The sequence below is a fragment of the Psychroflexus torquis ATCC 700755 genome (assembly GCF_000153485.2).
GTDB classification, from domain to species: Bacteria; Bacteroidota; Bacteroidia; order Flavobacteriales; family Flavobacteriaceae; genus Psychroflexus; species Psychroflexus torquis.
In genome coordinates this window covers 3,727,079-3,741,523 of record NC_018721.1, presented here as the reverse complement: position 1 = coordinate 3,741,523, position 14,445 = coordinate 3,727,079, and the positions used below count along the sequence as shown (strand labels likewise).

Genomic DNA, 14,445 nt, shown 5'->3' with positions numbered 1-14,445 from the left:
AAAATACAACGTTTTGGCTCAGTGCAAACTTGAAAGTTTATCGCTTTCTACTGCCCTACTTGCCATAGTGTGCCAAGAATCAGCCAAGGCATTAAACTGGCTGCATGCTGTAGATAAGATGATGGTAGATCCATCAGAGTCGTTGTATAGGCGATGGCTTTAAACCACCTAAAGGTGCTTTGATTAATAGTCTTGGTATTGAGCGTTTAGGAGAATCTAGTCCTGGAGATTAGCAGGTACGAATAAAGGAGTTGAACTAAAGTGAACCATTGAAGAGGTGTCGAGAAGTAGGAACCTCCAGTCAAAAGCTACGAAGTATGATACGGAGTGAAAAGTAATAGTATTGATACTATTAATTACAGAGATAACCTATTTATTTTCTGTAAGACTGGCGTCATTCAGATGGCAAGAACTTTATTCAGGCTTATTTACGGAACTTGGGAAACTGCTTATGAATGATAGACTTGTGTAAGGCTACCGCATTAGGATTCGCTACAAGTCAAAGGGAAATATACAATCGAAACAATCGAGAGATAGAATACCGAAGTTATAAGCAGAGGCAGATTAATCCGTAGTAGTGAAGAAGGTTTTGTAATGAAACTGGAGCAAAGGGGTTAAGTTGTACAGTTGCATTTTACGAATCAACTTACAAAATGTGAGGATGAATTTATGGAATGAAACAAAATCAATACCGATAAGTCGCCTAATGGTTTGGGAGGCTTATCAAAAAGTGCGTTCCAACAAAGGAAGTGCGGGAATAGATGCTATTGGTATGCAAGAATTTGATGCCAACCGCAGGAAACACCTTTACAAACTTTGGAATCGGATGGCATCAGGGAGTTATTTCCCCCCACCTGTCAAAGAAGTAGAGATATCAAAGAAAGACGGTACAATCCGTAAATTGGGTATACCCACTATTAGTGACAGAGTAGGGCAAATGGTGGTTAAAATGTTTTTTGAACCAAGATTAGAGTTAGTATTCAGTCCAAATTCTTACGGCTATCGACCAAAAAGAAGTGCCCATCAGGCATTATCAAAAGTTAGATTAAATTGTTGGAAAAAAAATTGGGTAATTGACTTAGACATCAAAGGTTTCTTTGACAATATAGACCATAACAAACTGATGCTTGCAGTAGAGAAACATGTACCTGAAAATTGGGTTAAACTCTACATCACACGATGGCTGGAAGCACCCGTTGTTACAAAGTCTGGAAAGCTGACCCAAAGGAAAGGAAAAGGAACGCCACAAGGCGGAGTAATCAGTCCCTTACTGGCAAATCTTTTTCTGCATTACGCTTTTGATACATGGTTGGAAAAGGTAGACAAAAATGTAGTTTTCACTCGTTATGCCGATGATGTGATATTACACTGTAATACAAAAGCTCATGCGGAACAAATACTGCAATTAGTACATCAAAGAATGGAATCGGTAGGATTAGAATTACATCCACAAAAGACAAAAATTGTCTATTGCCGAGATTACAGAAGAAAAGAAAATCACCCAATGGTCAGATTTGATTTTTTGGGATACTCTTTTCAACCAAGAACAGCTTATTCTAAGAAAAAGAGAAAGCTATTTTTAGGTTATGATTGTGCTATAAGTATTAGTTCAAGAAAACGAATCGCAGACAAGCTCGAAGAACTCAAGGTAAATAAACTTACGTTTAAAAGCATTGTAGGAGTGGCACAATATCTTAATCCAATGATTAGGGGATGGGTGCGTTACTATGGTAAATTTAAGATGTATGAACTTACAAAAGTCTTTCGATTACTAAGTAAACGATTAGTTTGGTGGGCAAGGAAAAGGTATAAGCGTTATAAAACCAGTATTAGGAAAGGGTACAAATGGTTGGCAACGGTAAGAAAGCAATTTCCTACTTTGTTTTACCATTGGAACTTTTCTCAGATAAACATTATCGCTTAGATTTGTACAACAAGAGCCGTGTGAGGGGAGACTTTCAAGCACGGTTCTGTGAGAGGCTTGGGGTGAAATTCCCCTTGTCTACTCGATTACTAACCGTTAGTATCAATTAAAGAGCCTCGAAAAATGAATACCCAAATACGAATATTAATTTCCATTACATTTATTACCTCTTTAACATGTTCAGCTTTTGCACAAGACGAACAGAATTTTGAATATACAACTCCGCAAAGTTTAGGTTTTTCCGCTGTAAAGCTTGACTCACTTTCGAAGTTTCTAGCTAGTGCAGGTTCTTCATCACTAATCTTATTAGTTGATGGTAAAATCATTTTTGAATGGGGAAAGACGAATTATAAACATACAATTCACTCAATAAGAAAACCACTTATAAGTGCACTTTATGGGATTTATGTTGAGAAAGGAATAATTGATACTACGGCAACATTACAAGATTTGAATATTGATGATATTATACCCAGTCTTTCAGAAAACGAAAAATCAGCTAGAATTATTGATTTGTTGAAAGCAAGGTCAGGAGTTTATCACGATGCTGCCGCAAACTCTAGTGGAATGGTTTCAAACAGACCCGAAAGAGACGAATTTATACCTAATGAAAACTATTTTTATAATAATTGGGATTTTAACGTTTTAGGAGCTATCCTAGAACAAGCAGCAGGAAAAAGTGTGTTTGAACTTTTTAAAACTGAAATTGCAGATCCAATTGGTATGGATGACTATTTAGGTGAATATTCCCAAATTGATGGTGAAGATGAAAATGCAAGTATTCCTAACGTAGATGGTTTTTATCAATATGAAAAGAGCAAATCAAATTACCCAGCTTATCATTTTAGGCTTTCAGCTAGAGATATGGCTAAATTCGGACAACTATATCTTAACAATGGTAATTGGAAAGGAAAGCAGATAATTCAAAAATCTTGGATTGAAGTAAGTACAAAAGCCTATTCTGTAACAAATCCAGGATATGGAATTGGTTATGGAATGCTGTGGTCTGTTCTTATGAAAAATGAGTTTAGGAAAAGTTCATCTTTTTACCATACAGGCACCAATGTGCATATGTTGGGAATATATCCTTCTTCGAAAGTAGTTTTAGTTCATAGAGTGGATACAGAAAAAAAATACACATTTAACCAAAACGATTTTTATAAAATGATCGAATTGGTTTGGGATTCAAAAATAGAATAAGAAACAGCTACTAATACCAATTTGGCGTTTAAATGTTGGATAAAATCAGTTTATTTTTCACTTATTAATCGTCATAAAATAGAACCGTAACTATCGCTATGCTTATATTTTTTTTCCTCAACTAAGTAAAAAATCTGTACTGAGCTACGTCGTAGTATAATTCAAATTTTTAATGCAACATTTAAAAACTAAATTGGTATTACTCTGCTAATTATCTTTTTAGAACCGCTTTTTAATTTTTGTATTCCAGTTTATCCTTTATAATTTTCTTGTAATCCTTTGGTGGTTCCGCGACTGTAGCTATTTCTGCTACTGCAAGAAAATTAGCCCCTATACTTCGGAATATGCTCTATAAAAATCAACAATTCAATCCTCCTATTGTTTATGAACATCTTGACCAAAAAAGAGAGAGAAAGGTCATAGAACTTCAAAAACAAATTGCTAATTTAGATGCAAGAATGAGTGACATTAAGCTTGCCTGAATACTAGTAAAAACAAGGTGTGAACAAAACGTTACTCAGAATTAATGAAAAATCGAAATATGCACAAAGTTATTACCGAAACATTTGAAAAATTTATAGAGGAAGTTCTATCACTTGGAAGAAGTGATAGTATTATGATTTCGTATAATGATGATGGTTCATTGAAAGTAAATGAAAAAAATGAAGTTGATATTGTTAGTAATGCTCCAGAGTCTTTACTCTTTAGAGGACAAACTAAAAATCATCCCTTGATTCCAAAATTTTTATGAAGATGGATAATACTTATATTATAAGAAAGGAAAAATCATTGATTGATGAACTTAAAAGAAGAGGAGATAAATTAACACAATCAGGAAATCTTAATGATTGGGAATTATTAGTTTACGCACAACATTTTGGTCTTGCAACACAATTACTCGATTGGAGCACCAACCCATTAGTTTCATTATGGTTTGCTTGTAATGAAAGTAAAGAATCCACCGGATATGTTTATATATTAAAGCAATCGGATGAAAACATGCTTGATGTTCATAAGAATCACTCACCTTACGAAATAAGCTCGTCTAAAATCTTTAGACCGATCTTAAACAATGAAAGGATTATTGCTCAAAACGGTTGGTTTACAGCTCATTCATTAAATGACAATAAATTTAAAAAATTGGATTCGGAAAAAGAATTTGGAAACAAAATTTCATTAATTGAAATTCCAGCATCCGAAAAATTAACTATGCTCTTGAAGTTAGATATTTTAGGAATGAATAATAAAACGATTTATCCAGAAATAGAAGGTACTTGCAGACACATAAATTGATTGAACAATATATAAAACTGAACTGATACCTGAATGAAAAAGAAATATCCTTTAGAAATACTTCGCCAATTAAACACTTACAAGAAAAATGTTCCTTCTGAATCAAAACTTGTAAAACCTGAAAAAGGCTACATTCGATATGAAGATGTTGATTCCGAATCAGACTTTTATTTTCAAATTAATTCTTATGCACAAGATCAAAATGGATTTTATTATAATGTAAAATTTAAACCAACATCTGCTAATAATTTAGAAAAACGAGAAGGAACTTATAAATATGCAGATTTAAATCAACAAATTAAGAATTGGTCAAATGTGTTAAAGCAGTTTAATGAAACTGAATATTTTGACAACGATCCAATTACTACGAATTACACGAAAGAATTTTTCCAAGAATATAAAATTATTGAAGACGGTGCTGATGAAAAACCTTTTGATTTAAAAAGACAAATTCTAATTGATAAATATTTAGACTCTTCTATAAAGTATTTAGAAAAGTATGAAGAAGAAAACCCTGAAATTGATTTAACCGAAACAAAAGAAGAAGCAAATAATTTAAAAGAACATCTTACAGAACTTTCCAAAAATCAAGTTGTCAAAAAATTATCAAAATTCTGGGCCTTATGTAGAAAAGATGGACTGCCAATTATAAAGAAGGTGTTTTTTGACTTAGCAAAGGAATTGATAACGGAATTAGGAAAGAAAATGATAGGAATGTAAAAAAACTGATTACAACATTATAAAAAATTAATTGCTTTGTTTTGGCTTATTTAAAACTTAAATGCTCAATCACATCAATTAATATCGGACAACAAAGTAGCCAAACATTACAAATGACAGAAAGAGTAAGTTCAAGTAAAAAAAATTCAAGTTTTCTGAATTCCATTATTGGTAAATTATCAATTATTTCAATTGCCTTGACTGGTATTGGGATATTAATCAACAATATGTATTTATTGGAATTTGACATTGTTGATTTCAATTTACTTCAACCACGAAATATCCTCACAGGAATAACCTTTATTATTTATTTATCTATATACTTCATTATTTTTCAATTCAAATTAGACATTTCGAATCTAAAGAAACATCCATATTTTATAATAGTCTTCCATCTATTAGTCAAGTATTTCATTATAGTTTCAGGACTTTTTTTCCAACTTAATATTAACAGCCAATTACTTGAAGATAAAGAATACATTATACTATCCTCTTTATCGATTGGAGTCCCAGTAATGTTCCTTTTTATTTATATGTCTGACGCAATTTTTTCAAAGAAAGAAAGAAACACTTTAGTACATCGAATAAGCTTTCCCTTTTTCAAATGGTTATTAATCCTTGTTACCATTGTAACATTTTTTTATACATATAATTACTTTTCCGAATTTAAACAATTCGCAAAATCTCAATCAACTTTTTTGTACTTGACTATTGGGATTTTTCTTTCATTCAAAAGTGTTCAAACTAAAATAGAATTGGCGAAAAATAATGAAAAAGAATTTGAACCGACTAAATCGCTTTTCACTGAAAACCATTTTGATTATGACAATGTGGTAGAGAAATTTTTCAAATACTTAGCAGGTGGTTTCTTAATTGTATATAGTATGTTTGTATACAGTATTTACATACATCCTAACATACCAACAAATTTTGGCGGAGCAAAAGAGTATGAGATTTCCTTGGAACTCTCAAATGGAGAAAAAGTAAAAGGAGAATTAATATTTCAAAATGAGAATAAATATTATATTCAAAATGAAAGTGAATTATTATTTATCAAAAAAGATGATGTGACAAAAACATATCTAATAAATGAATGAAATACAAAAAACCATCCTCTATCATTAAATGCTTGGGATAGTTTGGCTGAATCACACAAGGTTTTTGGGAATATTGAACAAGCAAAAAAATGCTATGAAAAGATTTTAGTGTTAGACCCTAATAATATAAATGCTAAAAATAAATTGGAAGAATTAAAATAACTATTGTTGCAGTAATTATTTTGATAAAAAGCAAGCGAAAAATAAACGATTTTTTCTGACATTATAGGTTTAAATTGGCATAATTTATAACAAAGCAGAATACGATTCTAAAACAGGGTATATTACATGGGAAATACAACTACAGCCCAACGAAAAAACCACTTTGAGCTGTGGTTATTCTTTAAAATATCCCAAAAATAGAGTTTTAAATTTAAGGCCCTAAGAAAAATTTAACCCAACCACCCATCACGATCTAAGCTCCTATACTGTATCGCCTCAGAAATATGTGTTCCTGTAACATCCGCCGAACCTTCTAGATCGGCTATGGTTCTCGCTACTTTCAAAATCCTGTCGTATGCCCGAGCAGAAAGGTTAAGCTTTTCCATCGCCGCTTTTAAAAGTGCTTTAGAGGATTCTTCAAGTTTACAAAAGGTTTTAATGTGTTTCACACTCATTTGAGCGTTATAATGCACCGATTCAGAATCCTTAAAACGTTCCGTTTGGGACTCCCTTGCTTTTGTCACTCGATCACGAATATCGACGCTGCTTTCCCCTCTGCGTTCATCGCTAAGCTTTTCAAAAGGAACCGGAGTCACTTCTATATGAATATCTATTCTGTCTAAAAGGGGGCCACTAATTTTCCCAAGATAGCGTTGCATTTCTGCTGGCGAAGAGGTCACCGGAGCATCTGGATCGTTGAAATAACCACTTGGACTTGGGTTCATACTCGCGACAAGCATAAAACTAGAGGGATAGGTAACCGTGAATTTTGCTCTAGAAATGGTGACTTCGCGATCTTCTAAAGGTTGGCGCATCACTTCCAAAACTGTTCTTTTGAACTCAGGGAGCTCATCCAAAAATAAAATGCCATTATGTGCTAAAGAAATTTCACCAGGTTGAGGATAAGCTCCGCCACCAACTAAAGCTACGTCAGATATCGTATGATGTGGACTTCTAAAAGGCCGTTCTGCCATAAGGCCTACATTTTCTTTTACACGACCTACTACGGAGTGTATTTTGGTCGTTTCAAGAGCTTCTTGCAAACTCATTGGTGGGAGAATACTAGGTAAGCGTTTTGCCAGCATGGTTTTACCAGAGCCTGGTGGCCCTACCATAATGATATTGTGTCCTCCAGCTGCTGCAATTTCCATACACCGCTTTATGGATTCTTGGCCCTTAACATCTGCAAAGTCATATTCTGGATGAGCTAGGTTATTATAAAAGATTTCTTTTGTATTTATTTTTGTTGGCTCTAAGGGTTCGTCTTTGTCAAAGAAATTAATGACTTCACTTATGCTTTCGACACCATACACCTTCAGATCATCTACAATAGCAGCCTCTTTGGCGTTCTGTTTTGGTAGAATAAAACCCTTGAAGCCTTCTTGTTTTGCTTTTATAGCAATAGGCAAAGCTCCTCTGATGGGCTGTAAACTCCCATCTAGAGACAATTCTCCCATAATGATATAATTGCCAATCTCCTCAGATTTAATTTGATTGGAAGCAGAAAGAATTCCTAAAGCCAAAGTTAGATCATAAGCAGATCCTTCTTTTCGCATGTCTGCTGGCGCCATATTAACAATGATTTTCTTCCCTGGAAACTTAAAGCCTGTATTCTTGAGTGCCGCCTGAATTCTAAAACTACTTTCGCGAATAGCATTATCCGGAAGGCCAACGAGATGATAGCCTATCCCCTTTTCCATATTAATCTCAACGGTAATTATTTCAGCATCTACTCCAAAAACCGAACTTCCAAAGACTTTAACTAGCATAATACATAGATTAAAAGTTAGCTTACTAAAAATATGCTTTTTTAAAAACATATCGTGCGATTGCTCTGATTTTTAAGTATTTAAATATATATTCCCAAATTATCTTACATAAAAAACCCGAAATGCAAGCATTTCGGGTTTAGTTAAAACTTATAAAGAACAACCTAAGCCTTAAAGTGCTTTAATAAAGCATTAGTAGAAGCATCATGGGAGCCTTCTATAGTCGAAGACTGGATATCTTTCAACGTGTTTTTGGCTAGTTGTTTGCCAAGTTCCACTCCCCACTGGTCATAACTGAATATATTCCAAATAACACCTTGAACAAAGATTTTATGTTCATACATCGCTACCAATTTACCTAATGACTTTGGAGTTAACTTATCCATTAAAATTGAAGTCGTAGGCTTATTACCTTCAAAAACCTTAAAAGGGAGTAGCTTTTGAATATCCTTTTCTTTCATACCTAAGTCTTGAAGCTCTTTTGTAACTTCTTCTTTAGATTTTCCAATCATCAATGCTTCTGTTTGGGCAAAATAATTGGCCATCAATATATCATGATGTTCTTTGTTACCATGCAATGGAATTTTATATCCAATAAAATCTGAAGGAATCAACTTGGTTCCTTGATGAATTAACTGAAAAAACGCGTGTTGTGAGTTTGTTCCTGGTTCACCCCAAACAAGTGTACCCGTTTGATAAGTCGTTTTCTGTCCAGTTCTATCCACGCTTTTACCATTGCTTTCCATAGAAGCTTGTTGAAGATAAGAAGCTAGTTTTTGTAAGTATTGGGTGTACGGAATAACAGCTTCACTTTCAGCTTTCAAAAAGTTATTGTACCAGATACCAAGTAAAGCAAGAATAACTGGAATATTAGTCTTGAAATCTGTGGTCTTGAAATGGTGATCCATCTCTTCGGCACCCTCCAAAAGCTCTTGAAAATGTTTTGAACCAAGACTAACTGCTATCGATAGACCCGCAGCACTCCATAGAGAAAATCTTCCGCCAACCCAATCGTACATCGGGAAAATATTGTCTTTATCTATTCCAAAGTTTTCTACTGCTTTTATATTGGTAGAAACAGCTACAAAATTATGCTTAACATCTTGTAGGGAGGCTGACTTTAAAAACCAGTCTCTTAGAGTATTAGCATTCGTCAAAGTTTCTTGTGTAGTAAAGGATTTAGAAACAATAAGAAAAAGTGTTGTTTTGGGATTTAAACCTTTTATGGTTTCCATCACGTGATCTCCATCAACATTGGAAACAAAGTGAGGTTTTATATCCTTTTGGTAGTAGGCTAAAGCATCTACAATCATCTGTGGGCCTAAGTCTGAACCACCGATACCAATATTGACAACATCTGTAAATTTATCTCCACTAAAAGATACGCGTTCACCAGAATTTACCTGGTCTGCAAAATCTTTAATTTTGGACAATACCTCTTGTACATCTCCATAAACATCTTTACCCTCAACTTTAGCCGAGTTGTTTTTAGAGGCTCTTAAAGCTGTGTGTAATACAGCTCTGCCTTCGGTTTGATTGATGAGGTCTCCTTCAAAATAACTATTGATAGCCTCATCCAAACCCGCCTCTTTTGCTAAGTGTATTAAGTGATCTAAAACTTCTTTATCGAGTAAGTTTTTGGAATAATCCACTAGAAAATCATCAGAATGAATAGAGAAATCTTTGAATCTATTAGAGTTTGAAGCGAATAGTGGCTTCAAATCATAGTCTTTTTTTGAAAGAGTCTCTAAAGCTTTCCAGTGTTTTGAATCTAAAGGAGACTTTGTGTGTAGTGGCATTTATTTAACTTTTAGAACATTTTTTTTATAATGAGATATAAGACCATCGATAGGTCTTCTGATGACGTTTCCAATGTTTAAATGGTAACGTTTAGCAACATCACGAATAATATCCTCAGAAAAGAAAGCAATTGAACCTATAAAATGGATAGGGACATTTTGAGCTTGTTTATAACACATCACTCTGCGCTCAATAAACTTTTCCATCCCTTCATAAATCAATTTATAAAAATACCCATTTCGTTCTTGTGCAGTAAAAATAAATTCAGCAAAAGAGGCTAAATACGTATTGGGGTTATCTTCTTTGTATACATTTCGTTTTATAGAGTCTGCTGAGAGATCATAACGTTTAGCAAACTCTTTACTCATATCTTTTCCCATGGTCTTATAATAGTAGTCGCGTATTAAACGTTTACCAAAATAGTTACCGCTGGCCTCATCCATCAAGACATAACCAAGTGACTCCACTTCCATGTGGACTTTTTTACCATCAAAAAAACAAGAATTAGATCCAGTTCCTAATATACAGACGATACCGCGCTCTGTAGTCGCCGCTAATGCAGCAGCAACCATGTCCTCTTCAACATTCACCTCAGCATTATTAAAGTAGTCTTCTAAAATTCCCTTTAAGTTTTTTATGGGTGTCGGAGTGCCACAACCTGCTCCGTAAAAATCAACTCTGCTCACTTTAGGAATAATTTGCTTTAGTGCATCATTTTCTTGTAAGCGAGACTTTAAAATATCGGGTTTAAAAACAGCAGGATTTAATCCTTTAGTTCTAGTTTTGGTTACAACTTCTCCTTCATCATCCAATAAAATCCAATCACACTTTGTAGACCCACCATCAGCAATAAGTATCATAGTCTTATATATTAAAAAAGCTTGAACAGTAACCTATTCAAGCTTTTGTGATTAATTAAAAATTAAACTTTTGCAATATGAACTGCTAAATCAAGCATTTTTGCAGAGAATCCCCATTCATTATCGTACCAAGCAATGAGCTTAAAGAAATTATCATTAAGTGCAATACCAGCATTCGCATCGAAGTTACATATACCCGAATGAGATACGAAATCTTGAGATACAACTTCGTCTTCTGTATAGGTTAAGATTCCTTTCAAGTCTCCTTCAGAAGCCTTTTTCATTGCAGCTTTTACCTCTTCATACGAGACTGATTTTTCTGTTCTAACCGTTAAGTCGACTACAGAAACATCTGCTGTTGGAACTCTAAAAGCCATTCCTGTTAGTTTACCTTTTAATTCAGGTATAACTTTAGTCACTGCTACAGCGGCACCAGTACTTGTAGGAATAATGTTATTCATGGCACTTCTACCAACACGGTAATTTTTGGCAGATGGAGAATCTACTACAAACTGTGTTGAGGTTGCTGCGTGAACTGTCGTCATTAGGCCCTCTACAATTCCGAAATTGTCATTGATTACTTTTGCCAAAGGAGCTAAACAATTCGTTGTACAAGACGCGTTAGACACAACTGTATCTTCTGCTTTTGCGTCCTTATGATTCACTCCCATTACAAACATAGGAGTATCTTTGGTCGGAGCAGAAATGACTACCTTCTTAGCACCTGCAACAATGTGAGCAGAAGCTGAAGCTTTATCATTAAAGATTCCTGTACATTCTACAATAACTTCTGCACCAACAGCATCCCATTTTAATTGTTTTGGATCTCTTTCAGCTGTAATTCTAACTGTTTTTCCATCTACAACTAAATGTCCATCTTTAACGTCTACAGATTTGTTGAATCTTCCGTGAACAGAATCGTATTTAAGCATATAAGCCAAATGATCGACATCAAGTAAATCGTTTATTCCTACAATTTCTACATCTTTATTATCCATCGCTATGCGAAAAGCAATTCTACCAATACGGCCGAAACCGTTAATACCTATTTTTGTCATAATTATTGAATTTTAAGGTTTAATATATATTTAAGAGGATACAATATCTGCAACTCTTATCAAATCTTTATCTAATACTTTTTTAATATTAATGGCCGTATCAAAGGGAACGTAAACTATCTTTTTGTGTTCTATGCCAACCATAATATTAGAATATCCTTCCAGCAATGCATCAACAGCTCCTACTCCTAATCTACTGGCAAGAACCCTATCGGAGCAACTTGGAGAACCTCCCCGTTGGATATGACCAAGTACAGTTACTTTTACTTCATAATCTGGAAGCCTAGTTTGGATAGAATTTGCCACCTCAGTAATATTTTTACCAATTTGGTCTCCTTCAGAGACGACTATAATGCTAGACGTTTTACCCGTTTTACGGCTTTTATCAAGAGATTCCAACAGACGCTCTATGCCCATGTTTTCCTCAGGAATTAGAATTTCTTCAGCACCTGCACCTATCCCACTATTTAAAGCGATATCGCCAGCATCTCTGCCCATAACTTCTACCAAAAATAAGCGATCGTGAGAACTTGCTGTATCTCGAATTTTATCTATGGCTTCGACAACTGTATTAAGCGCTGTATCATAGCCTATAGTATAGTCGGTTCCATTGATGTCGTTATCTATGGTTCCAGGAATACCAATAATAGGAATATCGAATTCCTTACTAAAAATAGAAGCCCCTGTAAATGTTCCATCACCCCCTATAACCACAAGAGCATCTACATCTCTAGCCATTAAGTTATCGTAGGCTTTTTGCCGACCTTCTTTGGTCATAAAGCCTTTTGAACGAGCGGACTTTAGAAAAGTACCCCCTCTATTAATAGTGTTTTTGACATCCCTTGGACCTAATTCGATAAATTCATTTTCAATTAAGCCTTGGTAACCTCTGTAAACACCGTCACATTTGAGATCACAATAAGCAGCATTTCTTACAACTGCTCTTATTGCTGCATTCATCCCAGGGGAATCACCGCCGGATGTTAAAACAGCTATTTTAGTTAATTTCTTACTCATTTTTTCCAAATATATTTTAAATATAAGATTCTCACTAATTAAGTTATCTACTAAAACGATTTCGAAAGATAAACATTATTAAAATTTTATAAAAAATAGTCAATTTTTACTTAGATAATAAAATTTTGTGTTCCCAAGCCTCAAAATTGTGAATTTCATCAGTTTTTAAACTTACCTCATCAAATAATTCATAATCTACAAAATCTCCAGAAACTGAAATCATAAACTCTTGCTTCTTGTCCGAAAAGTTAGCTATAAATATAAATGTATCGCCATTCTTTTCTCTTTGGAAAGCCAGAATATGCTCATCGTTTGAAGTCGATAGTCGCTTATAAGAAGCTCCATTCTTAGCTCCATGCAGAACTTTTCGATTGTTTTTTAAAGCGCCTAGCTTTTCTAAGGTCTTCCAGGTTTCTCCTTTAGTTTTGGGTATTGTGTCTTTCTCAAAAAACTTTAACCTATGATTCATACCATATTCTTGTCCACTGTATATTAAAGGCATGCCCGGCAAGGCATAGGTAAGCGCTAACATAGTTTCTGAAGCCTCTCCCAATCGTTCCTTAACGGTACCATTCCAGGAATTCTCGTCATGGTTAGTTATAAAATTCATCAAATAATCATCATCCTGATAAGTAGTATCAATTTTGGCCATGTATTCATCCCAATTTTTCACTGACATTTTACCTTGAGCAATTTCGTTTATAATATGATGACCTTCCCAATTATAACCCATATCAAAAGCTTCGTAAAACAACTCTTTATCTTCACTTTCAGCTAACATAAATACTGGCTTTTCTTTCTTTAACTCTGGAACGACATAATTCCAAAAATCTGTAGTGACATTACCAGCTACATCACATCTAAAACCATCGATGTTTTTTTCTTTTACCCAGTATAACATTTCATCCTTCATCGCTATCCAAAGCGAATCGCTTTCATAATTCAGGTGAGCAACATCTGTCCATCCCCAAGATTCACCTGTATCTGGGTTAATAGGGTCGGTGACATTCCCCTCTTTATCTTTATGATAATAGTCTGGGTGTTTTTCTATCCATTCATGGTTCCAGCCTGTATGGTTTGCCACCCAATCGAGGATAACGTACATACCGTTTTCATGAGCAGTGTCTACCAACTTATCAAAATCATCTAATGTCCCGAAATCAGGATTAACTGCGGTATAATCTGAAATTGCATAATAACTCCCTAAGTACTTTTCCTTTTCTTCAGGATCCTCAATATCTTCAATCGATAAATCTGCAGTAGCTTTCCTGTTTTTCATAGAGATAGGATAAATAGGCATTAGCCAAATTACCTTTACGCCCAATTCTTTAAGCTGGGGAATATCTTTTGTAAAAGCTTCGAAGGTTCCTTCAGGTGAATATTGACGAATATTAGCTTCATAAATCACAGAAGATTCTAGAATTTCATTAGAAATTGGCTCTAAAGCCTTAGACTCTTCCTCTTTTTTTTGCTGACAAGAAGCTAGCACTAATGTTGACAATATCACTAAGCTTACGTATTGGATTATCTTCATTTTATCGGGTT

General features: G+C 34.4%; 12 protein-coding genes and 1 pseudogene. 7 read left to right on the top strand and 6 right to left on the bottom strand.

All coding sequences use genetic code 11. From position 1 onward, the window contains the following. Positions 1 to 661: 661 nt before the first annotated feature. The 7 genes and pseudogenes from ltrA to P700755_RS21135 form a co-directional block, all read left to right on the top strand. A complete protein-coding gene (gene ltrA, locus P700755_RS16055; protein WP_015025687.1) occupies positions 662 to 1,924 on the top strand; it encodes a group II intron reverse transcriptase/maturase in 1,263 nt (420 codons plus the stop codon). Positions 1,925 to 2,047: 123 nt separating this feature from the next. Beyond that, a complete protein-coding gene (locus P700755_RS16050) occupies positions 2,048 to 3,124 on the top strand; it encodes a serine hydrolase domain-containing protein (RefSeq protein ID WP_015025686.1) in 1,077 nt (358 codons plus the stop codon). Positions 3,125 to 3,665: 541 nt separating this feature from the next. Continuing rightward, on the top strand, positions 3,666 to 3,875 hold the full coding sequence (locus P700755_RS16045; RefSeq protein WP_041758455.1) for a hypothetical protein: 210 nt from the start codon (positions 3,666 to 3,668) through the stop codon (positions 3,873 to 3,875). Between the two features lie 2 nt (positions 3,876 to 3,877). Further along, positions 3,878 to 4,417 (top strand): FRG domain-containing protein, encoded by a 540-nt coding sequence (locus P700755_RS16040; protein ID WP_041758453.1) that lies wholly within the window; start codon positions 3,878 to 3,880, stop codon positions 4,415 to 4,417. A 33-nt stretch (positions 4,418 to 4,450) separates the two neighbouring features. Continuing rightward, entirely contained in the window at positions 4,451 to 5,137 is a 687-nt protein-coding gene (locus P700755_RS16035) for a hypothetical protein (RefSeq protein WP_015025683.1), read from the top strand. Positions 5,138 to 5,250: 113 nt separating this feature from the next. Next, positions 5,251 to 6,234, top strand: coding sequence for a hypothetical protein (locus P700755_RS16030; RefSeq protein WP_041758452.1), 984 nt, complete (start codon positions 5,251 to 5,253; stop codon positions 6,232 to 6,234). 39 nt (positions 6,235 to 6,273) lie between these two features. Next, positions 6,274 to 6,396 (top strand): annotated as a pseudogene (locus P700755_RS21135) (hypothetical protein); the annotation flags it as partial. Between the two features lie 230 nt (positions 6,397 to 6,626). Here the strand turns inward: P700755_RS21135 and P700755_RS16025 are convergent. The 6 genes from P700755_RS16025 to P700755_RS16000 all read right to left on the bottom strand — a co-directional run bounded on the left by P700755_RS16025 (position 6,627) and on the right by P700755_RS16000 (position 14,434). Continuing rightward, a complete protein-coding gene (locus tag P700755_RS16025) occupies positions 6,627 to 8,165 on the bottom strand; it encodes a YifB family Mg chelatase-like AAA ATPase (protein ID WP_015025681.1) in 1,539 nt (512 codons plus the stop codon). 164 nt (positions 8,166 to 8,329) lie between these two features. Further along, positions 8,330 to 9,964: a glucose-6-phosphate isomerase gene (gene pgi, locus P700755_RS16020; protein ID WP_015025680.1), complete on the bottom strand. Its 1,635-nt coding sequence runs from the start codon at positions 9,962 to 9,964 to the stop codon at positions 8,330 to 8,332. Continuing rightward, positions 9,965 to 10,825: a BadF/BadG/BcrA/BcrD ATPase family protein gene (locus P700755_RS16015; RefSeq protein WP_015025679.1), complete on the bottom strand. Its 861-nt coding sequence runs from the start codon at positions 10,823 to 10,825 to the stop codon at positions 9,965 to 9,967. Between the two features lie 62 nt (positions 10,826 to 10,887). Further along, on the bottom strand, positions 10,888 to 11,883 hold the full coding sequence (gene gap, locus P700755_RS16010; RefSeq protein WP_015025678.1) for a type I glyceraldehyde-3-phosphate dehydrogenase: 996 nt from the start codon (positions 11,881 to 11,883) through the stop codon (positions 10,888 to 10,890). Between the two features lie 30 nt (positions 11,884 to 11,913). Next, entirely contained in the window at positions 11,914 to 12,900 is a 987-nt protein-coding gene (gene pfkA / locus P700755_RS16005; RefSeq protein ID WP_015025677.1) for a 6-phosphofructokinase, read from the bottom strand. Positions 12,901 to 13,006: 106 nt separating this feature from the next. Continuing rightward, positions 13,007 to 14,434, bottom strand: a complete 1,428-nt coding sequence (locus P700755_RS16000; protein ID WP_015025676.1) for an alpha-amylase family glycosyl hydrolase — start codon at positions 14,432 to 14,434, stop codon at positions 13,007 to 13,009. Positions 14,435 to 14,445: the final 11 nt, after the last annotated feature.

What these genes read in the sequence shown, in the direction of transcription:
- P700755_RS16040 (WP_041758453.1), top strand. Translation starts at nt 3,878, where the DNA reads ATGGATAATACTTATATTATAAGAAAGGAAAAATCATTGATTGATGAA.
- P700755_RS16045 (WP_041758455.1), top strand. Translation starts at nt 3,666, where the DNA reads ATGCACAAAGTTATTACCGAAACATTTGAAAAATTTATAGAGGAAGTT.
- P700755_RS16025 (WP_015025681.1), bottom strand. Translation starts at nt 8,165, where the DNA reads ATGCTAGTTAAAGTCTTTGGAAGTTCGGTTTTTGGAGTAGATGCTGAA.
- gap (WP_015025678.1), bottom strand. Translation starts at nt 11,883, where the DNA reads ATGACAAAAATAGGTATTAACGGTTTCGGCCGTATTGGTAGAATTGCT.
- P700755_RS16000 (WP_015025676.1), bottom strand. Translation starts at nt 14,434, where the DNA reads ATGAAGATAATCCAATACGTAAGCTTAGTGATATTGTCAACATTAGTG.
- pgi (WP_015025680.1), bottom strand. Translation starts at nt 9,964, where the DNA reads ATGCCACTACACACAAAGTCTCCTTTAGATTCAAAACACTGGAAAGCT.
- P700755_RS16050 (WP_015025686.1), top strand. Translation starts at nt 2,048, where the DNA reads ATGAATACCCAAATACGAATATTAATTTCCATTACATTTATTACCTCT.
- ltrA (WP_015025687.1), top strand. Translation starts at nt 662, where the DNA reads ATGAATTTATGGAATGAAACAAAATCAATACCGATAAGTCGCCTAATG.
- P700755_RS16015 (WP_015025679.1), bottom strand. Translation starts at nt 10,825, where the DNA reads ATGATACTTATTGCTGATGGTGGGTCTACAAAGTGTGATTGGATTTTA.
- P700755_RS16035 (WP_015025683.1), top strand. Translation starts at nt 4,451, where the DNA reads ATGAAAAAGAAATATCCTTTAGAAATACTTCGCCAATTAAACACTTAC.
- pfkA (WP_015025677.1), bottom strand. Translation starts at nt 12,900, where the DNA reads ATGAGTAAGAAATTAACTAAAATAGCTGTTTTAACATCCGGCGGTGAT.
- P700755_RS16030 (WP_041758452.1), top strand. Translation starts at nt 5,251, where the DNA reads ATGACAGAAAGAGTAAGTTCAAGTAAAAAAAATTCAAGTTTTCTGAAT.